At 51.5% G+C, this 22,407-nt stretch carries 20 protein-coding genes and 1 riboswitch; of the genes, 10 read left to right on the forward strand and 10 right to left on the reverse strand.

The window, feature by feature from the left end:
* The first annotated feature begins 256 nt into the window (after positions 1 to 256).
* The 3 genes from P9J64_03315 to P9J64_03325 all read left to right on the forward strand — a co-directional run bounded on the left by P9J64_03315 (position 257) and on the right by P9J64_03325 (position 3,950).
* Positions 257 to 775, forward strand: coding sequence for a BCAM0308 family protein (locus tag P9J64_03315; GenBank protein ID MDG5467343.1), 519 nt, complete (start codon positions 257 to 259; stop codon positions 773 to 775).
* A gap of 83 nt (positions 776 to 858) precedes the next feature.
* Positions 859 to 1,581, forward strand: a complete 723-nt coding sequence (locus P9J64_03320; GenBank protein ID MDG5467344.1) for a protein-L-isoaspartate(D-aspartate) O-methyltransferase — start codon at positions 859 to 861, stop codon at positions 1,579 to 1,581.
* Positions 1,578 to 3,950: a spermidine synthase-like protein gene (locus P9J64_03325; GenBank protein MDG5467345.1), complete on the forward strand. Its 2,373-nt coding sequence runs from the start codon at positions 1,578 to 1,580 to the stop codon at positions 3,948 to 3,950. The genes P9J64_03320 and P9J64_03325 overlap by 4 nt, the downstream gene beginning before the upstream one ends.
* A gap of 91 nt (positions 3,951 to 4,041) precedes the next feature.
* Here P9J64_03325 and P9J64_03330 read toward each other — a convergent pair whose 3' ends face one another.
* Positions 4,042 to 4,731, reverse strand: a complete 690-nt coding sequence (locus P9J64_03330) for a protein-L-isoaspartate(D-aspartate) O-methyltransferase (GenBank protein ID MDG5467346.1) — start codon at positions 4,729 to 4,731, stop codon at positions 4,042 to 4,044.
* Between the two features lie 206 nt (positions 4,732 to 4,937).
* On the opposite strand from P9J64_03330, the gene P9J64_03335 reads away from it, so the two are divergent.
* The 3 genes from P9J64_03335 (at position 4,938) to P9J64_03345 (ending at position 7,280) form a co-directional block, all read left to right on the forward strand.
* Positions 4,938 to 5,723: a nucleoside phosphorylase gene (locus P9J64_03335; protein ID MDG5467347.1), complete on the forward strand. Its 786-nt coding sequence runs from the start codon at positions 4,938 to 4,940 to the stop codon at positions 5,721 to 5,723.
* 24 nt (positions 5,724 to 5,747) lie between these two features.
* Positions 5,748 to 6,842: an MBL fold metallo-hydrolase gene (locus P9J64_03340; GenBank protein MDG5467348.1), complete on the forward strand. Its 1,095-nt coding sequence runs from the start codon at positions 5,748 to 5,750 to the stop codon at positions 6,840 to 6,842.
* A 243-nt stretch (positions 6,843 to 7,085) separates the two neighbouring features.
* Positions 7,086 to 7,280 carry a hypothetical protein gene (locus P9J64_03345; GenBank protein MDG5467349.1) on the forward strand — a complete coding sequence of 65 codons (195 nt, stop codon included), beginning with the start codon at positions 7,086 to 7,088 and terminating at the stop codon, positions 7,278 to 7,280.
* A 176-nt stretch (positions 7,281 to 7,456) separates the two neighbouring features.
* On the opposite strand, the gene P9J64_03350 is transcribed toward P9J64_03345, so the two are convergent.
* The 3 genes from P9J64_03350 to P9J64_03360 all read right to left on the reverse strand — a co-directional run bounded on the left by P9J64_03350 (position 7,457) and on the right by P9J64_03360 (position 10,433).
* On the reverse strand, positions 7,457 to 7,804 hold the full coding sequence (locus P9J64_03350; protein ID MDG5467350.1) for an MmcQ/YjbR family DNA-binding protein: 348 nt from the start codon (positions 7,802 to 7,804) through the stop codon (positions 7,457 to 7,459).
* 104 nt (positions 7,805 to 7,908) lie between these two features.
* Positions 7,909 to 9,621, reverse strand: a complete 1,713-nt coding sequence (locus P9J64_03355) for an EAL domain-containing protein (GenBank protein MDG5467351.1) — start codon at positions 9,619 to 9,621, stop codon at positions 7,909 to 7,911.
* 374 nt (positions 9,622 to 9,995) lie between these two features.
* Complete coding sequence (locus tag P9J64_03360) at positions 9,996 to 10,433, reverse strand: MucR family transcriptional regulator (protein MDG5467352.1); 438 nt, start codon at positions 10,431 to 10,433, stop codon at positions 9,996 to 9,998.
* Between the two features lie 675 nt (positions 10,434 to 11,108).
* On the opposite strand from P9J64_03360, the gene P9J64_03365 reads away from it, so the two are divergent.
* The gene (locus P9J64_03365) at positions 11,109 to 12,005 is read left to right on the forward strand and encodes a hypothetical protein (GenBank protein ID MDG5467353.1); all 897 of its coding nucleotides are present in this window, start codon (positions 11,109 to 11,111) and stop codon (positions 12,003 to 12,005) included.
* Positions 12,006 to 12,270: 265 nt separating this feature from the next.
* Here the strand turns inward: P9J64_03365 and P9J64_03370 are convergent, their stop codons facing one another.
* Together P9J64_03370 and P9J64_03375 are read right to left on the reverse strand one after the other, a co-directional pair.
* Positions 12,271 to 12,537, reverse strand: coding sequence for a hypothetical protein (locus P9J64_03370; protein ID MDG5467354.1), 267 nt, complete (start codon positions 12,535 to 12,537; stop codon positions 12,271 to 12,273).
* A gap of 77 nt (positions 12,538 to 12,614) precedes the next feature.
* Positions 12,615 to 12,977 carry a DoxX family protein gene (locus tag P9J64_03375; protein ID MDG5467355.1) on the reverse strand — a complete coding sequence of 121 codons (363 nt, stop codon included), beginning with the start codon at positions 12,975 to 12,977 and terminating at the stop codon, positions 12,615 to 12,617.
* 393 nt (positions 12,978 to 13,370) lie between these two features.
* On the opposite strand from P9J64_03375, the gene P9J64_03380 reads away from it, so the two are divergent.
* Positions 13,371 to 13,877 (forward strand): SRPBCC family protein, encoded by a 507-nt coding sequence (locus P9J64_03380; protein ID MDG5467356.1) that lies wholly within the window; start codon positions 13,371 to 13,373, stop codon positions 13,875 to 13,877.
* A gap of 126 nt (positions 13,878 to 14,003) precedes the next feature.
* Here the strand turns inward: P9J64_03380 and P9J64_03385 are convergent, their stop codons facing one another.
* On the reverse strand, positions 14,004 to 14,933 hold the full coding sequence (locus P9J64_03385) for an FMN-binding protein (GenBank protein MDG5467357.1): 930 nt from the start codon (positions 14,931 to 14,933) through the stop codon (positions 14,004 to 14,006).
* 249 nt (positions 14,934 to 15,182) lie between these two features.
* Here P9J64_03385 and P9J64_03390 point away from each other — a divergent pair, with 249 nt between their 5' ends.
* Together P9J64_03390 and P9J64_03395 are read left to right on the forward strand one after the other, a co-directional pair.
* Positions 15,183 to 15,668 carry a redoxin domain-containing protein gene (locus tag P9J64_03390; protein ID MDG5467358.1) on the forward strand — a complete coding sequence of 162 codons (486 nt, stop codon included), beginning with the start codon at positions 15,183 to 15,185 and terminating at the stop codon, positions 15,666 to 15,668.
* A gap of 432 nt (positions 15,669 to 16,100) precedes the next feature.
* Positions 16,101 to 16,175: riboswitch (cyclic di-GMP riboswitch) on the forward strand.
* Between the two features lie 162 nt (positions 16,176 to 16,337).
* On the forward strand, positions 16,338 to 18,155 hold the full coding sequence (locus P9J64_03395) for a cache domain-containing protein (protein MDG5467359.1): 1,818 nt from the start codon (positions 16,338 to 16,340) through the stop codon (positions 18,153 to 18,155).
* Between the two features lie 376 nt (positions 18,156 to 18,531).
* Here the strand turns inward: P9J64_03395 and P9J64_03400 are convergent, their stop codons facing one another.
* The 3 genes from P9J64_03400 to P9J64_03410 form a co-directional block, all read right to left on the reverse strand.
* Positions 18,532 to 19,404 carry a ChaN family lipoprotein gene (locus P9J64_03400; protein ID MDG5467360.1) on the reverse strand — a complete coding sequence of 291 codons (873 nt, stop codon included), beginning with the start codon at positions 19,402 to 19,404 and terminating at the stop codon, positions 18,532 to 18,534.
* On the reverse strand, positions 19,401 to 21,464 hold the full coding sequence (locus tag P9J64_03405; GenBank protein MDG5467361.1) for a M1 family aminopeptidase: 2,064 nt from the start codon (positions 21,462 to 21,464) through the stop codon (positions 19,401 to 19,403). The genes P9J64_03400 and P9J64_03405 overlap by 4 nt, the downstream gene beginning before the upstream one ends.
* 117 nt (positions 21,465 to 21,581) lie before the next feature.
* On the reverse strand, positions 21,582 to 22,319 hold the full coding sequence (locus P9J64_03410; GenBank protein MDG5467362.1) for a dienelactone hydrolase family protein: 738 nt from the start codon (positions 22,317 to 22,319) through the stop codon (positions 21,582 to 21,584).
* Between the last annotated feature and the right edge of the window lie 88 nt (positions 22,320 to 22,407).

Consider the following 22,407-nt stretch of genomic DNA (forward strand, 5'->3'; position numbering starts at 1 on the left):
AATTAACCTTGCGACAGATAAATCCACAGAAAATGGGGACCACTCAAATGGAACACACCAAATTCAGCGACCCCAACTCCTGAGAGGCAATCTTGGTTGCCTTCTGACTTTACTTGTCAGGAACAACCCCGGATTCATGGCGTTCCGCTAACTGGTTAATAAACAGTTGTTATTTGTCCGTTGCGGAGCACTTGGTTGTGAAAAATAGTGATACAATTGAAAAGAAGATGGATAGGCTACGGGAAAGGAGGAGATCATGAAAAAAGACACCCGAAAATATGGCATCAGCAGCAAGCGTGGACGCCAACCAACCAACCTTGACCCATTCAAGCCTGAGGAAGCACTGAAAGAACCGTCACTGTGCACGACCTGTAAAACGGTTTACCAACTGCAGCGCTGGTCACTTGATCAAGAAGAGTATCGTAAACTGGAGAATGACCCCAAAACAAACTGGATCACCTGCCCGGCGTGCCAGAAGATCGCCGCGGGTTACCCTGAAGGGATCGTGACCTTAAGTGGCAGTTACCTGTGGAAACATGAAGAGGAAATCCAGCAGATTCTTAAAAACGAAGAACACAAAGCTCTTGAGAAAAACCCTTTTGAGAGGGTTATTCGTAAGATCCGTGACGATGACAAGCTTGTCATCGAGACCACCGACAAGAAACTGGCCGAGCACCTGGGTCGTGTTCTTCACAAGGCCCATCGGGGCAAACTCGACATCTCCTGGGTGGGAGACCCCGATCTCTGCCGGGTGAGCTGGGAAAGGATGCTCTAGCTTCAGGAACAGGGTGGACGACCTGGGGCAGACGCGTTAACGCCCCAGGTGGTTCGTAGATTGCCACCACCCTGGGGGTGCTTATGCAGATACGGCGTGAATCGGCTTATAGCGGCGTTCTTATGCTCTGCCTGGTTTTGCTCTTATGCTTTGGTGCAGTCGCCTCAAGCGAACGCGGAGAAGATCGCGAGACCATGGTTAAAGAGCAGATTCTTGCGCGCGGAGTCAAGGACCCAACAACACTGGCAGCCATGCGCACAGTGCCCCGTCACCTCTTTGTGCCAGGGGCCATGTCCCTCCAGGCTTATCAGGATCGGCCGTTGCCGATCGGTCATGGGCAGACCATTTCACAGCCGTTCATCGTCGCTTTTATGACCGAGATCATCAAGCCCGGCCCAGGGCGCAAAATCCTCGAGATCGGCACCGGCTCAGGCTACCAGGCCGCGATACTGGCAGCCACAGGGGCGCAAGTTTACTCCATAGAGATTATCCCGCAATTGGCGGATTCTGCTGCTGTGCTCTTAAAGCAACTGGGCTTCACCAATGTCGAAGCCAGGTCTGCCGACGGTTATTACGGCTGGAAGGAGCATGCGCCTTTCGATGCGATTATTGTTACGGCAGCCGCTGAGTTTATTCCCCCGCCACTGATCGAGCAGTTGGCTGAATCCGGGCTGATGGTCATCCCGGTGGGTTCGCCTTTCTTTGTGCAAACCTTGATGCTCATCCAGAAAAGAGGTGGCAAGACAATCTCAACCAGCCTGATGCCGGTAAGATTCGTTCCTTTCAAGAGGGCCGATGAAGAATGATCGGGCTGTGTAACCGCAAACACCTGTCACTGGCCCTGGTCTCTGCCGCCCTGCTCGCCTTTCAGATAGCGCTGCTGCAAATCCTGGCCACCAGTCAATGGCACCATTTCGCCTACCTGGTTATTTCGATCGCCCTGCTCGGCTTCGGCGCTGCCGGCACCCTCCTCGCCCTGACACGACGCTGGATGACAGCACGACAGGCGCAACTGCTGCCGCTTCTGCTCTGTTGCTGCGCTGTGACATTGGCAGGCTCGCTGGCCATGACACAGAGTTTGTTTGGCGGGTTTGATTCATTCCTGATGTTTGTCGATATCGGCGAAGTCTTAAAACTGGCTGCGGTAGCTCTTCTTCTGCTGCTTCCGTTTACCTGCGGGGCTCTGACCATCGGCTTGATCTTCACCCTCGAAACCGAACGCATCGGCAGCTACTATTTTGCCAACATGTTCGGTTCCGGTCTCGGTTGTTTGCTCGGTCTGGCAGGTCTCTCGCTGCTGCTGCCACAGCACTTGCCTCCCTGCTTCGGGTTTTTGGTTCTGGCAGCAGCGGCGCTGCTGTTGCCGGGCAGCAGGCCAGCTACACGCGTCTTCCTGGTGGTCAGCCTGGTGCTGGTGACGATCTTCCTGGTGCAGGCGACGGAACTGGAACTTTCGCAGTATAAAGATTTACGTCGCGCACTCGATCTGCCAGAGGCCACTATCCTGGCCAACCAACCTGCCGCGGCCGGTCAAATCCATATTGTGGACGCTCCGGTGCTGCGTGGCGCAGAGGGCGTCAGCTTAAACTGGTCGGGTGAAATGCCGCAAGCGCCGGCCGTCTTTATCAACGGCGACAGCATCGGCAGCCTGCCCCAGGCCGCGGGGGGGGACAGCCCCCGCAACGCATCAACCTTCGCCTTGCCCTATGCCCTGGGCATCCCTCGCAGAGTGCTGGTGCTCGACGCCGGCACCGGCGTCGATGTGGCCATGGCAATCGAGCAGGGAGCTGAAACAGTTGTTGCGGTTGAAGCGCATAAGCCCCTGGTTGAGCTGTTGCGCACAACAGCACCGACCCGCGTCAGTCGAATATTCAACAACCCCAGGGTCACTTGGCAAACACTGGTTTCGCGAACCTGGCTCGCCCGCGATCAGCAGCAATACGACCTGATCATCCTGCCGAAAGTCGGCGGCTTTGGCGGCAATGCCGGGCTCTTTGCCCTGCACGAGCAGCCCCTGCTAACCCGCGAAGCCTTGCAGCAGGCCTGGAGCAAGCTCAGCCCTCAGGGGCTGCTGACCGTAACGAGTTGGGTCGATTATCCGGTACGCACACCGCTGCGTCTGCTGGCGACCCTGGTGGAAACCCTTGAAGAGGCGGGGGTCACAACTCCACACGACCGGATTGCTGCTGTCCGTAGCTGGGGAACCTTGACGTTTAATATCAAGCGGACGCCCTACACCAAGGTTGAGTTGGCCGCGATCAGGTCGTTTGCAAAGCGCTGGGCCTTTGATCCGGCCCTCTTGCCCGACCTCCGCCCGGAGGAGCGCCAGCACTTCAACCGTTTACAAGATGACTCCCTGTTCCAGCTTTTTGATGCGGTTCTGGGGTCCGAAAGAGCACAGCTCTACAACAACTATGCGTTCCGGATCAAACCGGTTGACGATGATCAGCCATTCTTCTCCCAGTTCCTGCGTTGGAGCCAACTCAATGCGCTGACCAGCCTCTACGGACAGCGCAACCTGCCCTTCATCGAACTGGGGATGCTGGTCGCTGTTCTGGCCGCCGGGGTGCTGTCGCTGCTGGCCACTTTGCTGATTCTGTTGCCATTGACCCGGCTGCCAAAGGGGAGTGGCACGCATTGGCAGGTGCTGATTTATTTTGGAGGGCTGGGCGTCGGTTATATGTGGACAGAGTTAGCCCTGATTCATTGCTTCGTTCTTTATCTCGGCCATCCGGTTTATGCGACGGCGCTGGTGGTTGCCGTTCTTCTGATCGGTTCAGCGACCGGCAGCGCACTGACAGGACGGTTCCGTGTTTGTCGCCCCTGGCGATGGACAGCCGCGACAAGCAGCATCCTGCTGCTCTATGTAATGCTGCTTGGGATGCTCTTGGAGACGACGCTGCCGCTGGCAATGCCGCTACGTACGGCCCTGGCGGTCTTGGTGCTGGCACCGGCCGCAGTGATCATGGGCATGCCTTTCCCGCTCGGGCTGAGGCTTCTCAACCAGGCGCACCGGGCCGAGGTCCCCTGGGCCTGGGGAATCAACAGCTGTCTCTCGGTGGTAGGTGCAGTGCTTGCAACCCTTCTCGCCGTTGAGTTCGGCTACAGCCTTTTACTGCTGCTTGCAGCGACGGCCTATCTGTTGCCGACAACGATTCGCTTCCGGGTTTCCTAGCAGGCAGGTGATTGATTGTCCCACAGGCTGCTCGCAGAGGTGTGATTAAAATCAGAGGGCAGCTGTTGATTGCCGCAGCCAAAAGCGTGCGTTACCCCTCCCCATGAGTGATCGACGAATCATGAGCCTCGTCCATCATTGGCACGAAAGCGACGTCGAGAATTTTCCGACTGTGGAATTTGCCGCCGATGCCTTTTTCGACCAGCATCAGTTCCTGCGTCATATGAGGCCGCCCGAAAGGAACAACCAGTCGGCCGCCTGGCTTCAACTGGTCGAGCAGTGCGAGCGACAGGTAGGTCGCGGCGGCCGTTATGATGATGCCGTCATAGGGGGCGTGTTCGGGCCAGCCGATGTGGCCGTTGCCGGTCTTAACACTGATGTTGGCATAACCCAGCCGGGCGAGCAAAGCGGCCGCCTCGACAGCCAGCAAAGGGATGATTTCCAGGCTGTAGACATGTTGCACCAGTTGCGCAAGGATGGCGGCCTGGTAGCCGGAACCGGTACCGACTTCGAGAACAGTTTGGTTTGATCGCGGTTCTAGCAGATCGGTCATTAAGGCGACAATATAGGGCTGCGAAATGGTCTGTCCCCGACCGATCGGCAGAGGTCTGTTATCATAGGCATAGTCAATCAATTCCGGCGGTACAAAAGCTGTACGCGGTACTTGTTCAAACGCCTCCATGACCCGGGGGGCGAAACTCGAACGGCCCGTCAGAAAAGCTGTGGCTCGGGCCTCTGCGTCAATGGTGCGCAACATCTCTTCAAGTCTGTCAACTTTCATGCGACCCGCTCGAACCCTCAACGGAAACAAGTTGAAGGCCTCTCATCACAGCTTACCATTTTAAAATCTTGTTGCAGGGGCTTGGAGTAGCGGACGTGAAGGTCAACAACCTGCTGTTATCGGCCGCGCTCAACATTGATTGTTGCGATCTGTGGAGAAGATTCTACTATTGTACTAAGGTTTAATGCACTTCAGGAGGGCAACAGATGACCCAGCAACCCCTTTACCATATCGGTTTCGGCAAACATGACCTCGGGGCGGTAGCGCCGACCGCCGCGCTGCTCTGCGGCGACCCGGAGCGGGCACAACGCATCGCAAAAGAGACCGACGGTGTCAGCTGCCTGGCGACCCTCTCAGAAAACCGTGGACTACACAGCTACCTGTGTGAAAGGACCGATGGCGGCAAGTTTATCGCATCGACCAGCGGCATGGGGGCACCATCACTGTCGATCGTTGTCAACGAACTGGTGTCAGTCGGCATCCGCACCATCATCAGGGTCGGCACCAGCGGCGGCATCGCAACAGAGGTCAAGGCCGGTGACCTGGTGATTTCGAACGCCGCGCTCTGCCGACAAGGTGCCGCCTTGGATATCGCGCCGGTCGAGTTCCCTGCCGCTGCCGACCCCTATGTCACCCTGGCGCTGGCCGGAGCGGCGAAAAAACTCGACATCAGATCGCATTTGGGCGTTACGGCAAGCGTCGACACCTTCTACGAAGGCCAGGAACGCAGCGACTCGGCCAACCCGTTCCTGTTGCGTTCCCTGAAGGGAATCAGCGAGGAGTACCGGCAGCTGAAGATCCTCAATTACGAGATGGAGGCCGGAACCCTTTTCAAAATGGGCCTGGTTTATGGCTTTGCCGCAGGCTGCGTCTGCGCGGTTCTGGCTGAAAGGCTGGTCGCCGAGTCCGTCGACCTGGCTGTTAAGCAACAAGCCGAGCGAGATGCGGTGCGGGTTGCGCTGGCGGCGCTTCAGGGTTTGTGCAGTGACTGACGAACCTAATGGGAATGGGACTCCATGCAAGAGCTAGGGCTGTTCCGTTATCTGCAAGCGAGCTTTTTCTCCGGCTTGATCGATGATCCGGTCATGCTCATCAATATCCGGCCAACCGGTCGTGGCATCCTGCTCGACTGCGGTCAACTCCACCACCTGGCGAAACGGGTATTGCGCTCGATTGATGCCCTTTTTATCAGCCACGCCCACATGGACCACCTGATGGGCTTCGATCACCTCCTGCGACACGCCCTGGTTGCACCACGAACCATAAAGATCCACGGGCCGCCCGGTATTGCCGAACGGATCAGTCACAAGCTCGCAGGCTACGACTGGAACCTGACCGAGGAACACTGGTGTACCTTCGAGGTTAATGAAGTTCACCCGCAACAGATCAAGCAATTTGAGTTTGCCGGCAGTCGAGGATTCACATTACAACACCGGCAAAGCCTTCCACGGCATGATCGAGTCATTTACCAGGCCCGTCATCTGAAGGTCGAAGCCGAGATCTGCGATCACAAGATACCGGTGCTGATCTTCCGGGTCACCGAAGCGCCGTCTTTCCTGATCGACAGGCAGCGCCTCGATGAAGAGAAGCTCTTGCCAGGGCCATGGCTCAAGGATCTGGAGAAGCGTTTTTATGCCGACGGCTGCGGCAACGGGCCTATTGACATATGGAAAGGCACGGCCGAGGGCCACAGGGTTGAGACGGTCGATAATGCAGAAGCTCTCTATCGAAAAATCTGTCGAGACGTGTCGCCTGCCAGCATCGGCTACATGACCGACATCGGCATGACACAGGAGAACCTGAGCCAGGTCTATGAGCTTATGAGGGACGTCACGCTGCTGGTCTCGGAGTGCACTTTTCTTGCGGAAGACGAAGAAAAGGCCCGCATTTCTGCTCACCTCTGCTCAACCGACCTGAACCGGATCAGTCGACGCATCAAGCCCGTCCTTCTAATGCCGATGCATCTGAGCAAAGCATACATCAGCGACACGCAACGCCTCTATGCGGAGCTTGATCCACCTAACGGAACACAACTCCTGCAGTTGCCGGATTACATGACACCGCGCCCCCTGCTACCAAGCGAACTGCCAAGCCCCATCCTTCGACGGTGAAGATTTCCGCCAAAGAATCCGCGGAGAACTATACGGAGGTATGATGCCCCCCCGATTCTTTATTATCCAAAAAGATCGCGAACAAGAAACTAAAGTTGGCCACACAAAGCAATCTATTTATTTCCCAAAAACGGTACCTTACGGGGATTGTCTGACAGTTTGGATTATGCCAGAATGTGCACCCCTAAATAAACATTTGAAGCCCGTTTTTTGCCGTTGCCGACCAACGGAGACAGGGAATTAATGGCTGCTGTCGCTTTCACATCTTCCAGACAAGTTACTCTTGAATGCCACTGCTGCGAGCGGCCTTTTCTCTACAACATCGCCGAACTGAAAGCTGGCGGCACGATACTCTGCCCCAATTGCAGGGTTAACTTCCCCTGCCGTTCCAAAGAGCTTTTTACTGCATTTAAACATATCGACCGCATGTCCGGCTAAACAGGGAAGGAATCGTCATGGACCACGAATTATTAGAGAAGACAAGATCCCGGAAATGGCAACAGATGTCTATCGAAGAAAGACGGCAGGAACTCGAGATGCTTAGCAAGAGCGGCTATTCCAAGCTGCTTTCAATCATCATACTTCAGCAAAAACTCAAAGATATCATCTAAGCCTTATGCCACTGGCCGCTTTGCTTTAGGCAGTCCCTGCAGAACGAGGTCGTAGGAATCGTCTATCATGCTGTAGATTTCTGCATCGGCGATGGTGTCGTCGAGAACGACCGTGTTCCAGTGACGCTTGTTCATATGGTATCCGGGCAAAACTGCCGGGTGTTGTTGGCGCAGGAACTCCGCCTTTATCGGGTCACACTTGAGGTTGATGCGTAGAGGGTCGTTATTGATACCGACCAGGGCAAACATTTTGCCGCTGACCTTGACGACCAGGGTCACGTTATCGAAAGGAAAATCCTCTGTGGCACCAGGCTTTTGCAGCAGGTAGCTCAGCAGGGTTTCGAAATTCATGGGTCGCCCTTTCTGCCCTGGTGAGACATTAACAAGGTGTCACCCCACTCATGTCGCCGGATACATAGCTGGGAAACAAAACTATGCGGACACCAATTAAGTCCTTATTGGGGCAAAGGACAGGTCTCGTGCTGCATAAATGAGGTCAGGTTGTCAGCGGATTGCGGTGGCGAGAAATAAAAGCCCTGGATTTCGCTGCAGCGGGACGCGTAGAGATAATTAAACTGTTTGCGCGTCTCGACGCCCTCGGCGATCACTTCGAGATTGAGACTGCAGGCTAGGCCTATAATCGCCTCGACGATGGCCATATCTTCGGTATCGTCGGGAATGTCCTGAACAAATTCCTGGGCAATCTTGATGCGATCGAAAGGGAATTTCTTCAAATACAGCAGCGAAGAATAACCGGTTCCGAAATCATCAATGGCCAGTTTGATATGGCGGACCTTGAGGTCTGTCAGTCGCTCGAGACCCTGCTCGATATCTTCCATAACCAGACTTTCCGTCAACTCAATCTCAAGATAGTTCGGATCGAGCCCGGAATCTTCCAGAATGCCCTCGACCATTTCGATAAAATCGTGCCGCCGAAACTGGGTCGCGGAGACATTGACGGCCATACGAACCTTTGGAAGGCCAGCATCATGCCAGGTTTTGGCTTGAGCACACGCTGTTGAGAGGACCCATTCACCAAGGGAGTAGATCAACCCGCTCTCTTCGGCGACCTTGATGAATTCTGTCGGTGGGATCAGGCCATGTTCAGGATCCCGCCAACGGGCCAGAGCTTCATAACCACACACTTTCCGGGTACGAATGTCAAACTGAGGTTGATACTCAAGAAAGAAGGCCCCCTCCTTAAAAGATTTGCGCATACGATTTTCCATACCGAGCTTGGCGAGAACCCGCTCATTCATATCTCCGGAATAAAACTGGTAGGTATTGCGGCCGAGATTTTTGGCGGCATACATGGCGGTATCGGCATTTCGCAGCAGGGTGTCAACATCCTTGCCGTCCATAGGATAAATAGCAATGCCGATACTGGCACTATTGAAGACCTCTACCCCCTCAAGGGTGACCGGTTGTGCCAGGGCCTCGAGGAAACGTTGGGCAAAATGCGGCGGTTCATCATCGGAATCGAATCCATAGAGAACGATGACAAATTCATCGCCACCGATCCGCGCCACCGTGTCACCCTGACGCACACAGCGCTGCAGTTTACTGGCAACCTTTTTAAGCAGCTGGTCGCCACAGGCATGGCCGAGCGTATCATTGACCCATTTGAAGCGATCCAGGTCGACAAAGAGCACCCCGACCTCATTTTCGTCACGTTGCGCCTGACTCAGAGCGTGTTGCAGTCGTTCTTCAAGCAAAAAGCGGTTCGGCTGCCCGGTGAGAATATCGTAGTGGGCGAGACGTTGCACCTCTTCTTCCGCCTTTTTGCGTTCCGTCACATCAACGATTCCCGCCATGCTGTAGAGAAAGTTTCCCTCCTCATCGCGTACGGATTTGGCAGAGATCAAAACATCAATAGCCTCACCGTTCTTTTTAAGCATCTGGTAAGGGATGTCGACAACCGAACCCGCTTTGAAAAAATGTGGCAGGATGGTCTCTTCGGCGAAGATTTTGGACTCCTCTGTAAAAAAATCGGTCAGTTTTTTACCAATAACTTCATCACGGCTGTACTCAAGTTTTTCCAACCAGCTATTACTGACGCTGAGCAGAGACCCATTGACATCGATCGAGTGCATCATCATCGGAGTATTCTGATAAAGAGACTGGAAATCTTGGGGTAGCTGGGGAAAGCTTTTGCGTGAGCCATTCATCGGCGACTCCTGACACAAGCTGACACTCCTGAAGGGATTGCATCGAACCGGCAAAGGGTACCTATGAAATTTGACAGAAAATCCTGACGTGTCAAATCAACGCTAAGCAGAGGGTGATAATTTGTAATAAGCCAGACTAGATCTAACACCCATTGTCAGATTTAGTTGCGTTCCGTAGAGAAAATTGTCGCCATTTTCTCCATTAGGGTTTGCAATAATTCAGCATTTCTGACCAATATTCCGATCCAAAACAATGCGAGAGGACAAATATAACGATTGCACTTTTACTTTTCTAGAAACTACCAAAGACAATGGGGCTAACGGTTTCGTTAGCCCCTTAACAACTTTAAAGAGTGTTTATGGAGGAGGCGACACTACTTCTTTTTTGCCTTGCCCTTAGCCGCTCTTGCCTTGGCTAACCCACCAGCCAGATCACGATCAATAGCCATCTGCTTTCTGCACTCAGAGTATGCCTTAGAAGCCAGAGGCGTTCCTGCAGGAATGTCAAACTGGTTACGATATTCCTTAGCGGTCATATCGTGAGCAGCAGCAAGATGCCGCTTGAGAGTGGTAAAACCCTTTCCACAGATCATGCAGAATATCTGGTTTTTTCCAAAGGCTTTACGCTTTGATACTACAGGAGAGTTATCCTCTTGAACCTTTTCCGTCGTTGCTACATCCTCACCTTTTTCAAGTGCTGACAAAGTCGCATAGACTTCTTGGATCTCTGCTAAAATATCTTCCTTTGACATAGTTGTAGATGAAGCATGTGCCGCTACTATTTCAGCGGCCATTTCAAGAACATTTGCCATAATTGTCTCCTTATTATTTTATAAATTATTAGGGGGATGTGAAAAATAAATTTTTGTGAATTCGATGTCAACAATTATTACTGTAATCATTTTATTAGGGGTGTGTTTAAAGACTTCTTCAGTTCATAAATGCTATTAAATAAAATGAATTTTACCACTTAACAATAATTGTCTCTTTTCTTTTTTATCACGACATATAAGACGAAAATCGGCTTCTTATTGATAGAGGTATTCAGGAAGCTTCTTAATACACAAAACTATGGCCACCAGGGATCAAACCCTAGTGGCCGTTTTTGTTTTCATGTATCTGTTGACATACTTGACGAAATCGGCAAGACATTAACTGAAGAACATAGTTCTTCACGTTCTGCCTCCTAAGCAAAACCCATAGAACCCGTTGCCCCAAAGTCCCTCCTGGCTGTAGGTTTTTTTATTGCAAGTCAGGGGCAACAAGAAATTACATTTCTGGCGATTTGAAAACATCGAAACAATGCGAATGGATATTTAGGAAAATTCTTTACCTGACGTCTCTGTTGCCTTAGATTAGCAAAGTCTTATCCAACATATTCCTTGAGGGATTGAGATGAACGGCTGGGGGACAAGAGAAAAATGAGCAAACCTCATAAATTGTTGCCGACAGCACGATGCTGATCAACTGATTTTTGTGTTCAAAAAATGACTGGAAAACTAGGGGCGGTTCACATGTCAGTACACAAAGAGCATTTCTTAATTCAATATTTTCTTGGCGACCAGGATTCTTTTCCTCTAGAAAAACGCGTTCTCAATGCTTTAATTTTGGCTTCTAGTCTTTTGTCTACTTTGTTAGTAATTGAGGCCGTAGCTTTTGATTATTTAAGCGCTTTGATGCTGTCCTCTATGGCTGCTGCCATATTTTGGACACTTTATTTTTTTAGTAGATCAGCTGCAAATCGCGATTGGCCGTTGTGGTCCTATATTACGTCCATTGGGTTTGTGGTTTTTGCTGATTGGTTTTTCGTGGGCGGACAAACGGGGCTAGCATTGTTAGTTCTTGTAGCTGTCGCCACAACCATTCCTCTAATCACTCGGAAAGAACAGCTTAAAATCAGTTCTTTTCTTTTTGTATTAACATACGGTGGCATATGTATTCTTACCGCATTTTATTGGCATAAAATCCCAATATCTACTCCGACTAGATTAGGATTTGTGGTGCAACTCATCGAAGTTGGTATTCTTCTTTCTTGTCTCTATGCCGTAGCTTCTCTTGCAATAACTTCATATCGTCGAGAGAAAAGTTTGATCTCCACTTTAAACGTAGAACTTTATCGTAAAAATGACTCCCTAGAAAAAATCAACCATGAGCTTGAAATGGCTAACAAACAAATAAAAACTCTTCGAGGCATTCTTGCCACTTGTTCATATTGCAATAACATTCGCCCAGACAATATAGGGCCGAAGGAGGCAATATCGTGGCTCCCTATTGAAAAATTCATAGAACAAAATAGTGATGCAAAATTCAGTCATGGTATATGTCCTGACTGTCTGAAAGAGCACTTCGGAGAAGATATATTTAAAAAAGTTTTTAATAATTGAATAGCCCCTAGCTTACAGGACATGTTTGAGCTAGTTATATTCCCAAAAGCCACGATTTGTGAGACGAAAATCAGCTTCTTATTGATAGAGGTATTCAGTAAGCTCTTTAACACACAAAATTATGGCCACCAGGGTTCGTTCCTTGGTGGCCTTTCTTTATAATGCAGGACCTGCAAGGATCTCTCATTGCAGACAAACTGAATACACAAAACACTATCAGGATTCATAAGAAAACGAGCGACCACGTGAAAGTCGCTCGTTTAGATTAAGGTTTGTAGGTCTTGCTTAGGAAGTCTAGAAGAATCACCTTCTCTTCTTCTGTTAGCTTTGCACCTTTTCCCATCATTCTATTGACAGTAGTCTCCCATTGTTCAGGGGTTTTTTGCTTTGATTTTGGCCTAGATGACGGGTGGCAAACAGTGCATCGCTCCTCAAGCAAGTTTGCACCCTCTGTCTCTGCGTAAACAATTGCTGTTGGGAGAGTTGACAGAACAAACCCCATGACTACAACTAAGAGAAGCAGCTTTTTCATTTTTTCCTCCATGTAATTAAGGACAAATAAGAAGCTGGATGACTGGAACAATCCAGCCCAACTTTTGAAATGAGCGTCTAGCCAACTGAAACCACAAGGGATAATAGTAACATGGTAAATGCGGGCAATGACTTTTGCAATGAGTCTTTAACTTTGACATGCATTGATACAGCTCCAATCATCAGAAAAGCCATTGCCATTGCCGCTGGTTTGACTAACAAAGGAAGCCATATTCCGATAATTAGGCAGATGGCCAAAAAGATTTTTGCTGCACCTATAAAAACCATAAACCCACCAGGCAATCCATAAGCAGCAAATTCTTCTTTCATATTTTTAGCTTCGCCGCCGCGCCAGTTGGTTTCTTTGCCATAGCGTATAATCCAAACATTGAATATGCCAAGCGCAATGATGATCTGACATAGAACAATAAAATTCTGCATTTTGACCACCTTTCTTGAGACTAGCATCAATTAAAGTTTTGCAAGTATATATTAGTTCTCATACTTAGCCAGCTTGTACTATCAGTTTATCTTCACTTTCTTCTTAAGAAAACCAGCCAAAAAACACGACCGTCTGGATACTTTAGCCGTTCCAGGAATGCAGGATCTAGTATTAATTGTTCCAATCAATGCACCATTACTAAAGCGATTCTATTAACTGTTATACTGATTTCAAAGAGGGCTGATTAACTCAATTCCAGTAAGAAAAGCTGTCACTGATATAACTTGTTTAAGATCCTCTACTGGTGAATTAGTTGAACATCTACTTTTTGACTATGTTGGGATCTTTGTTGATGTTGGCCGAAATTTCAAAGGAACAGAGGAATAAATCTGATGCCTCGCTTTAATTACGAATCTATTATCGGTGCACCTGCAAATCTTGTATTTGACTGGCACCACGATCCAGCAGCCATCGAAAAACTCACCCCACCATGGGAGCCTGTGAAGGTGGTGGGTACGCCGGCCAGCATTGACGAGACTGGTTCCCGCACCACTCTGGAACTAAGCATGTTCGGTGTCATGCGCTTGCACTGGGTAGCGGAACACCGCAACTACAAACTAGGTAAGTCTTTTCAGGATGTACAAATCAGTGGCCCCTTTGCCAGCTGGTGCCATACCCATGAGGTGGAAGCGATTGATGACAACAGCTGTCTGTATAAGGACAGCATAGATTATCAATTGCCACTTGGTAAACTGGGAGAATTGTTTGGTGGCTGGTTTGTACGCCGCAAGCTGAAGAAAATGTTTTGCTATCGTCACCAACTGGTCAAACAGGAATGTGAGGGATTTGCCGCTGCCAACAACCACGGCAACGGTGCATCGGCCGGGATAAAGCAATAGCGTCGGTCGGAGGCATCCAAATGTTGGCAGCCTGGGTCAAGGATATGGTGGGTGAGATTTTTCAATCACATCAGAATCATCATTGTTATGACAGGCTCTTCAAGAGCCAAGGATAATAGGGTCTGTTTACTCTTCAATCCTGGGCGCCCCGGACAGGGCATTCTCCACCGCCTTAAGAAGCATCTTGCTGCTCGTTGTGGCCTTGGTAATGGCATCTACCGCCGGACTTTGATTGTTCAAAACCCTACTGATCACACCCTCGGCATAACGGTCGTAAGGCGAGGCGCGGTTTGATACGACCGTGACCGCGACAATGGTTTTTCCTTTGACCTTAACATCCACCTCGTAGGTAAAGGACCCTTCAATGGCGACACCACGGTAGACACCATCGCGTATAAAGGCCGGTTCAACATGGCTGATCTGCATCTGCCGAAAACTTCTCAGCTGGACCGATTCCATCAAGATTGCGGCAACGCCCCCTGCTGCTAGCATCAGAATGACCACGCGGATGATAATGGTAGTGCGGCGCGATGGCAGCCTTTTCTGCAACTGACCGAAGGGCTTATACACCGAGAGTAACAACAGGATTACGCCCATGCCGATAACCAGAGACGCTGTTGTGGCCGCTTGGCGAAACAGGGCACTGTACCGTTCACCTGCATCGGGAATCGAGTAAAGACCATCCGACAGTGCCACCATCCCGTCCACGGCCGGGACTAGCCATTTGGCGCTGCACAGCACAATTATGGCCAGTCCAACCCATTTGAGGACGATCCAAATGTGCCGTAAAAACCCCCAGCGACTAAACAGTGAGAAAACCATAAATGAGCCCAGCAGACCGTAGAGAGACCACGTGAAAAGACCGTTGACCAAGGTCGCCTGGAACAGGTCCGCGGTCAGGTGGTCGAGGTTGTCTCCCCGCGTGTACATGAGCCGGAGGCTCACCAGGACCCCGGCGGCGGTACCCATGACAAGCCCCAGGCAAATGAGATGCAAGGCGGTAAGGATTTTCAAAGCCTTCGGAGGTAGATTGGCGGTCAGTCCATCAGAGGGCATTAGACCATCTCCTTTGAGATCCGAGAGGAATTATGCAGTTGCTCATCCTATCCGGAATCTGATTGATAAATCCATGCTGCTGTCAAAATCGACCTCAACGTCACGTTTTCAGGTAAAAAAATTTGATTATCCGCTGCACGGTGTTTAGAATCAAGATGTTGTTATCCTCTTCCCTTGGAGTCATCCAGACAAAACAGGCAAGGCACATCCCCTCGGACGGGGTCTGAAGCCTTGGCAAGGAGGTATATGATGAGAAGAAAACTGGTTTTCATTCTGGCCGCCGCACTCATCCTGGTGGCCTCGCCGGTGCTGGCCCTGTCCGTGGGCGACCAAGCGCCGAATTTCACGTCACAGACCAACCAGGGCAAGGTGTCGCTGGCAGATTACCTAGGGAAAAAGAATGTCATCCTGACGTTTTACTTCGCTATTTACACCCCTGCTTGAAAAACCACTACGCTGGGCTTTCAGAGGGACATGGCGACCCTGGAAGCTCTCAATACCCAGGTCATGGGTATCAGTGGAGACAGCATGGACACGGTCAAACGTTTCGCTGCTGAGTTTGCCATCACCTACCCTTTGGTCAGTGACTCAGGAGGAGCGATCAAGAAACTCTATTCCGGAGAACGTATCAATTACCTGATAGACAAGACTGGCAGGATCCGTTTGATCGTCAGAGGGGTTCCTGACAACAGCCTGATTATCGACAAAATCAAAGCACTCGGCCTTGATAACTAAAACGTTAAAGCCGATTCGCAAGACAATTCCTCTATTTTCAATGACACATAGAATAAAGAATGGCCCGTCCTTATTGGATGGGCCATTCTTGTATTCCAAGGTATTCAGGAATCGGCCAGATCCGCAGGATTTGACTCTCAATAGTTGCTGACACAACTTTTGATACATCCTAACATTCGATAACTCTGGTAGGTTGACGAGTGTGTCAGTTTTTTTTGTGACCGATATTTTTAGGTTAATTATGGCTGATAGCTACAAGTCCTCCTTAAAGCTGAGGGTGACTTTTTTGTCTTGCTTACAACTTCGATCAGGAAGAAGATCTTGTGCATCGAACATCCCTCCAAATGAACAAATAAATACCCTTTCATTAAGACACTTGTCTGCTCAGGTTTATAATGTTAAATTAACACCCAACCACTTAAGTTTAAGAAGCTCCGATAATAGCAAAACCGATGCGAGTCGGTGACGCAAAGCCACGGGTCCCTTGAGGATAGCCGGGTTACCGAAGAGTGAGTAACTTCATTGCTACCAACTTTGCTCGCCTCGGTATTTGAGAGCGAGTTTTTTTGTTTTTTAACTTACAAACATAACGAAAACTCTCAACCTACTGAAAAAAGTGGTTTTCGTTTATTCTACACTTGCGTTGCATCTATTACGGGGAAGGTTACGATGACAATCGGCATGACAATCAAGGCCCGCTTTTTTCTGACGATTATCGTCGTGGCCGTACTAAGCAGCGTTTGCATGGGAATCTATTCCTACCAGAACCAATCCGCGCAACTGTTGCAACGGTTCGAGAATCTGGCTGACCAGGAGAACCAATTGCTCAGGACGATCTTGGATGCTGATGCCGAAGGGTTACGTCGCGCAACCTCGGGTCTCAGCCGCCTGGAAGCGTTCCTCACCCCGCTCGCGGCCGAGGACCGGGAGGCCCTACTGACGGTTGCTAGGCCCATTTTTGACGAACTCAAGGCCAAACACTCCATCACCCATATGTATTTCATTGCTCCTGATGGCAAGGTTCTGCTGCGTGTGCACATGCCGGAGCAGCATGGAGACAGCCTGGAGCGGGCCACTTTCCTGCAGGCAGTGGCAACCAAAGAGACGGCCAGCGGACTTGAAATGGGGAAGAATTTCTTTTCACTGCGCTGCGTCACTCCAATCCTGGCTGACGGTGAGCTGCTCGGCTACCTGGAGGTGGCCGAGGAGATCGACCATGTTTTCGTGCGGATGAAGGAAATTACAGGACACGACGTTGCCCTGTTCCTTCCGATAGAATATATCGAGAGGTTCGACACCGACCTAGAGGTCCTAGACGGCAGCGATTTCACCGTGCTCTATCCGAGCAGCCCACAGCTAGTCATTTCGTCCGACCCACAGAGAAACGATTTTCTGCCGTCGGGGCTGAAGACTTTTGTAGTGAAAGCTGTCGAGCTCGACGAAAAACACTATGTCGTCGGTGCAGGGCCGATCAAGGATGCCTTTGGAGAAACAGCCGGGGTACTCTTATCCCAGAAGAATGTCACCCGACACTATGATTCAATCTGGCATGGAGTGGTGACCAGCCTGACGGTTTTTATTGTAATCCTGCTCAGCGGCAATCTGCTCCTCTGGCTTTCCATGAAGAAGAGCATGAATTTCTTTCTTGCGGTACGTAGCCACATCCAGAAGGTGACCCGCACCTGGGACGTTGACCAGAGGCTGGAGGTGGTCACTACCGATGAGATCGGCGAACTTGCCGAAGATCTTAACCGAATGCAGGTTGAGATCGGCAAGCTAAGAAACTCGCTGGTGAATCAAGCCGATGAACTAATGATGGCCAACCAGGAACTGGAATCGTTCAGCTATACCCTTTCCCATGATCTGCGGACACCGCTGACTCGCGCCTATGCGGCAGCCGATATTCTCGTGGAGAGCTATGGCGACAGCCTCGATGAAACCGGACGTTTGCTCCTCGACAACATCTGTAAGGGGTGTGAGGGAATGGAGGGTCTGATCGAGGCGATCCTGGTCCTATCCAACATCGTTCGCAAAGAGCTTCACAGTGAGACCCTCGATTTCGCCGTCATGGCACGGGATATTGTCGAGGAGTTGACGATGGCTGAACCGGAGCGCAAGGTGGTCACTGTTATCCCTGAAACGCTGGTTTGCACGGGTGACCAGCAACTGTTGAGGGTGGCGCTGAGAAATCTCTTGGAAAACGCCTGGAAATACTCCCGGGGCGAGGCGGAAGCGAAGATCGAACTCGGCATGATCGAGCAGCAGGGGAAATCGGTCTTCTACGTCCGAGATAACGGCGTCGGGTTCAATATGCAGCACGCTGCAAATCTCTTCACCACTTTCAAGCGATTGCATGATGCCAGCGAGTACCCAGGAACCGGCATCGGCCTGGCCACAGTGCAGAAGATCATCCAGCGGCATGGCGGCACTATCTGGGGCGTTGGCAAAGAAGGCGAGGGAGCTACCTTTTTCTTTACCTTGCCCTGAAAGGACTTTCGTCTGGCAATACCCACAAAGCTTGGTTGTCATCGTAGTGCCGTGTTGATTCTCATAAGTCACTATTTACAGTAAATATTTCCTCTCCCTGGTTCTAAGGATTTGAGCATTCCTACAAGTATTGCTGCAACTCTTTCTTACATTACCCGGGGATGTTTAGTATGCAGGTGGCAAGGTGCAAAACTAGGCACTGTCTGTCAGATTAAGGCTGAGCTACTACAGATAATTAAAGCGGGGGACACATGACTTATGTGCCCCCCGCTTCGTGCCGGTCTGTCCTATGATCGAACGCCTCTATTCCTAAAGCTTCTGGTGCCAATCAAGTGAGAAGTGCCAATTCCTGCAGACAAGCTTGCGAACATCTCTCTTAATTTGGAAACGTCCAACCATCCTCCCCTTCATCCAGCCACAGGTAATCGGTGATATCCCTGGTCACACTCTGTCGATCGACGCGTGAGACAACTTCCGGTAACAAAACACGGTAGCTGATCTCAGCTTGCTCGAGCATCTGCGTTGGGATACCAAATTTCCAGGCATGCCCGCTGCCGGCCAACACCACCACCCGATATTCCGGATTCTTCTCCAGGAACTCGACCAGGTTACGTGCCATCATGGTATCCCAGAGCATCTGGGCTTCGCAGAAATGGAGATATTGATCGCCGTGACCGCCATAGCCACCCATCGCCTGACGGATATAGTCGCTGTAAGCAGGAGTGACCACACACTGGACATTGCCGAGCATCTGCCGCTCCTCTTCGGGAAGCGCTTTAAAACCATTGCGAAGCACTTTGCTGGTAATGCTGCGCGGTATATTCAGCCCGACCATCTTCACTTCTTCGTTTCGGGCATGCATGAAAATCTCCCGGTACTCCTCCCACATGCTCCAGTTGTCTTTATAAACCGACAGAAATTTCAAAAACGGCAGGTCGTTTGCGGTCCAGCGATCGAGGGTTTCCTGACTGTCTTTGCGGAACATTTCGAGACCGATCGCCAGCGGTCGTTCATCGTCATCGAGGGCATCAATGATCGTCAACTGGGCGCGATGATGTCCGACATGATCATGAAATTCCCCCAGGAAGATGACTTGGGCGCGACGCAGGTCTTCGAGCAAAGCCTGCGGGGAGATTTCAGTCTTCTCTGCGGCATCGATGATATGTGGGTGGGCTTGGGTCGTTACCGGAAGAAACAGGGTGAACACGGCAACGAAAACCAACAAAATCAATTTGCGTAAAAACTTCATGGCACAGCGTCCTTTGTAAAAAGCCTCTTCAGCGGCGAGCCTACAGGGTCCCAGGTCGTTTTGACCTGGTTGTGGCCCTTGTGGAAGACGAGAGTGCTGTAGCGGCCGTAATGAGAGATACGCCGGGCCGTGTCACGGGCCGCGGTGAGCGAACCAGGCAAAAAATACCCAGTGACGCGATTTTCTTCATGGCCGGGCAAGACAAGGAACAGCACATCGTCAGCCTCTGAGTAGAGTTTATCACCGATCGTAACCTGCTGCCCGGCGACCGTGAAACCATCCGGAAGGTTGAGTCGCAGCTCCGGGCTCTTCGGCCAGCCAAGGACAAGCAGATCCTTGTTGGTTGGCCGTTGATCAAGATAATCGTCCTCGTTCATCACCGGGGCCTGTTGCCATTGCAGGCCACGCAAAAGATCCCCTGAGGAGTCGAGCAAGGCTTCGGAGCCGCGGGCGACGACAACCAGCGGCATTCTTGATGCGCGCAGGTCATTGACCGTGGCCGGCAATTCTTCCGGGTAAAGCTTGCGAAACAGATCGCTCTTCGGGTCGACGCTGAGACTGAGCGGACGTTCTGTGATGGTAAAGAGAAAGCAGTTTTGGCGTTCATCAAGGCCGATTGACTGGTTGTATTTGCGCGTTGCAGTTTCCAGCTGCAGGGGCACGGCAAGGTCGTAGAATGGCGCATCCTGAAGAATGGTCCCTGAGACCTGCCAGCCATCATCGACAGACATGACAGCGACGTCCGTCAATTGCAGTTGCGGCGCTCCGGTCCGCAAAGTCCACTGGCGGAAGAAGGTTTCGAGATCCATGTCGGAGGTCGCCTCGAAATGTCGCTGCAAATCGCTCCAGGCGTAGCGTTTGCCGATGCCGTCGCCTGCAGCGGCTTTCAGCCCTGCCCAGAAGGCCTCATCGTCGATCAGGTTGCGCAGCATATGGAAGACCATGGCCGCCTTGCCGTAGCCAACCGCCTGGTCGCGCTTTGACATGCGGCTGCGAAAAGCGCTCAACGGCAGATCGTCACCAACATCGATCAGGGCTGCATAATCGCGCAGAATCTTGCGTCGATATTCGAGCGCTTCGGCAGGCGCGTGCAACTCTTTCAGGTAGTAATCGGCAACATAGGTGGCCAGGCCCTCGCCCCAGTTGCCGGACGAATAATCGATCTCAACCGCATTCCCCCACCAGGTGTGGGCGATCTCATGGGGCAGACTGGTAGTAAGGATAAAGGGAAGCCTGATTACGCTGCTGCCGAGCAAGGTCCAGCCGGGAAAGCCATAACCAGTCGGGTAAAAGTTTTCGACTACGGCAAATTTGTCGTAAGGATAGGGACCAAACAATTCCTGGTAAAGCTGCAGGTATTCTCGGCTCGACTGAAGATAGTCCGAAGCGAGTGTGGCATTTCCGGCGCCGAAAAAAGCCAGAAGCTGGGTCTCGCCAAGTCTGTCACGCTCGACCTGGTAATACCCCGCAGCCAGCGCCAAGGCTGACTGGGGTCGTTGCGTCTGCCAGATCGTCTCTGATCCGGCTGCGCTGGTCTCAAGACCGACCAGGCGGCCTGAGGTCACTCCGAGCAATCCTGTCGGTCCGGTAATCGTCAAGCGGAATCGACTATTCGCATCGACCGGAAGCGGATGCCAAGCGGAAGCGGCCGAAAGAAAAGTGCCTTGCGGCATGATCGTCGCCGAAACACCCAAAGACGGATCCTCGATGCCGACATGATCCTGCGCGACCGGATCATCGAAGCGGATGCGATAAACAATGGTCAGGGTGTCCGCAGCGTTTTTCATTGAGATCTGCAGGCGCCCGTTAGCGAAGGTAAAGGGCACCGGCTTGTCGTCCACAGTCACCGCATCGATATCAGCCTGGGCCGCCAGACGAAACTCCGCCGTCCAATCTGCGCGCTGATCAACGAGCGTCAAGACCGCCTTGCCTTCAAGGAGATGTTCTTCGGGGACAATCCGGATGAAGAGTTCCTGGTTGATCAGACTATCCGCGCCGGCAGCCACCGGAGCGGAGAGCAGAATAAAGGCAAACGGTATGAGTAGCAGAATCCTTAACATGACTCTGATTATATCATCCAGTATTGCCTGCAGCGCAAATGCAGGACTAAAAAAAAGAGCTGTTCGTCGGACGCAGGTCGCCTTAAGGGGGCCTGCTCAGAAAAAACCCTTCAGGAACTAGTTCAGCGTTTCCGCCAAAAACTCCACGAAACGCTGCCACGATTTAGCGTCGGCATCAGCACGATAACGATCTGAACCGAACACGGTGAACGCATGCGGCGCGCCGCCGTAGGTGATCATCTCATGGGCCACGCCCTGCTGTTCGAGCTCAGTCGCCAGGTCCGCAAAATCCTGCAGGGTGATGTTGCTGTCAGCGCTGCCGTGCATGATCAGTAATTTGCCCTTGGCCTGACTGTAGTCCTGTCCTTCCGGTGTGCTCAAGCCACCGTGGAAGGTGGCAAAACCTTTCAGATTAGCACCGGAGCGGACCTGCTCGAGCACTGCGGCCCCGCCAAAGCAGTAGCCCATCGACACTGCGTTGGTCACATCCCCGCCCTGTTCTTTGGCCGCATCGAGAGAGCCCTGTAGCAACGCCCGCAACTTCGCTCGATCCTTGTACAACGCGCCCGTATGTTGGCGCTTATCGACCATCTCGGTCGGACGGATGCCCTTGCCGAAAAGGTCGGCGGCAAAGACCGCGTAGCCGAGCTTGGCGAGCATCTCCGCACGTTTGACTTCATAATCCGTCAGTCCATCCCAGTCGTGTACGAGCAGGACCAAAGGCGCCCCTTTCGTGTTGCTGATGTAATATCCCTCGTAGGTCTGGTTGTTGACCTGATAATCGACGGTAATACCGGCCGCGCAAGCGCTGCTTGCCAGAAAAAGAGCAAAGAGTAATGTCATTATGGTTTTCATCGTGTCCTCCATGAGTGGTGATTGAGTTTTGTTCGGATTGAATTTTATCAGGTTTTTTCAGAGTTGCTCAGGTTGAGGCAAAAGGGTC

The sequence above is a fragment of the Deltaproteobacteria bacterium IMCC39524 genome (genome assembly GCA_029667085.1).
Lineage (GTDB): Bacteria > Desulfobacterota > Desulfuromonadia > Desulfuromonadales > BM103 > M0040.

What these genes read in the sequence shown, in the direction of transcription:
- P9J64_03385 (MDG5467357.1), bottom strand. Translation starts at nt 14,933, where the DNA reads ATGCCCTCTGATGGACTGACCGCCAATCTACCTCCGAAGGCTTTGAAA.
- P9J64_03400 (MDG5467360.1), bottom strand. Translation starts at nt 19,404, where the DNA reads ATGAAGTTTTTACGCAAATTGATTTTGTTGGTTTTCGTTGCCGTGTTC.
- P9J64_03370 (MDG5467354.1), bottom strand. Translation starts at nt 12,537, where the DNA reads ATGAAAAAGCTGCTTCTCTTAGTTGTAGTCATGGGGTTTGTTCTGTCA.
- P9J64_03340 (MDG5467348.1), top strand. Translation starts at nt 5,748, where the DNA reads ATGCAAGAGCTAGGGCTGTTCCGTTATCTGCAAGCGAGCTTTTTCTCC.
- P9J64_03345 (MDG5467349.1), top strand. Translation starts at nt 7,086, where the DNA reads ATGGCTGCTGTCGCTTTCACATCTTCCAGACAAGTTACTCTTGAATGC.
- P9J64_03355 (MDG5467351.1), bottom strand. Translation starts at nt 9,621, where the DNA reads ATGAATGGCTCACGCAAAAGCTTTCCCCAGCTACCCCAAGATTTCCAG.
- P9J64_03315 (MDG5467343.1), top strand. Translation starts at nt 257, where the DNA reads ATGAAAAAAGACACCCGAAAATATGGCATCAGCAGCAAGCGTGGACGC.
- P9J64_03365 (MDG5467353.1), top strand. Translation starts at nt 11,109, where the DNA reads ATGACTGGAAAACTAGGGGCGGTTCACATGTCAGTACACAAAGAGCAT.
- P9J64_03325 (MDG5467345.1), top strand. Translation starts at nt 1,578, where the DNA reads ATGATCGGGCTGTGTAACCGCAAACACCTGTCACTGGCCCTGGTCTCT.
- P9J64_03330 (MDG5467346.1), bottom strand. Translation starts at nt 4,731, where the DNA reads ATGAAAGTTGACAGACTTGAAGAGATGTTGCGCACCATTGACGCAGAG.
- P9J64_03380 (MDG5467356.1), top strand. Translation starts at nt 13,371, where the DNA reads ATGCCTCGCTTTAATTACGAATCTATTATCGGTGCACCTGCAAATCTT.
- P9J64_03320 (MDG5467344.1), top strand. Translation starts at nt 859, where the DNA reads ATGCAGATACGGCGTGAATCGGCTTATAGCGGCGTTCTTATGCTCTGC.
- P9J64_03335 (MDG5467347.1), top strand. Translation starts at nt 4,938, where the DNA reads ATGACCCAGCAACCCCTTTACCATATCGGTTTCGGCAAACATGACCTC.
- P9J64_03375 (MDG5467355.1), bottom strand. Translation starts at nt 12,977, where the DNA reads ATGCAGAATTTTATTGTTCTATGTCAGATCATCATTGCGCTTGGCATA.
- P9J64_03360 (MDG5467352.1), bottom strand. Translation starts at nt 10,433, where the DNA reads ATGGCAAATGTTCTTGAAATGGCCGCTGAAATAGTAGCGGCACATGCT.
- P9J64_03395 (MDG5467359.1), top strand. Translation starts at nt 16,338, where the DNA reads ATGACAATCGGCATGACAATCAAGGCCCGCTTTTTTCTGACGATTATC.
- P9J64_03350 (MDG5467350.1), bottom strand. Translation starts at nt 7,804, where the DNA reads ATGAATTTCGAAACCCTGCTGAGCTACCTGCTGCAAAAGCCTGGTGCC.
- P9J64_03410 (MDG5467362.1), bottom strand. Translation starts at nt 22,319, where the DNA reads ATGAAAACCATAATGACATTACTCTTTGCTCTTTTTCTGGCAAGCAGC.
- P9J64_03405 (MDG5467361.1), bottom strand. Translation starts at nt 21,464, where the DNA reads ATGTTAAGGATTCTGCTACTCATACCGTTTGCCTTTATTCTGCTCTCC.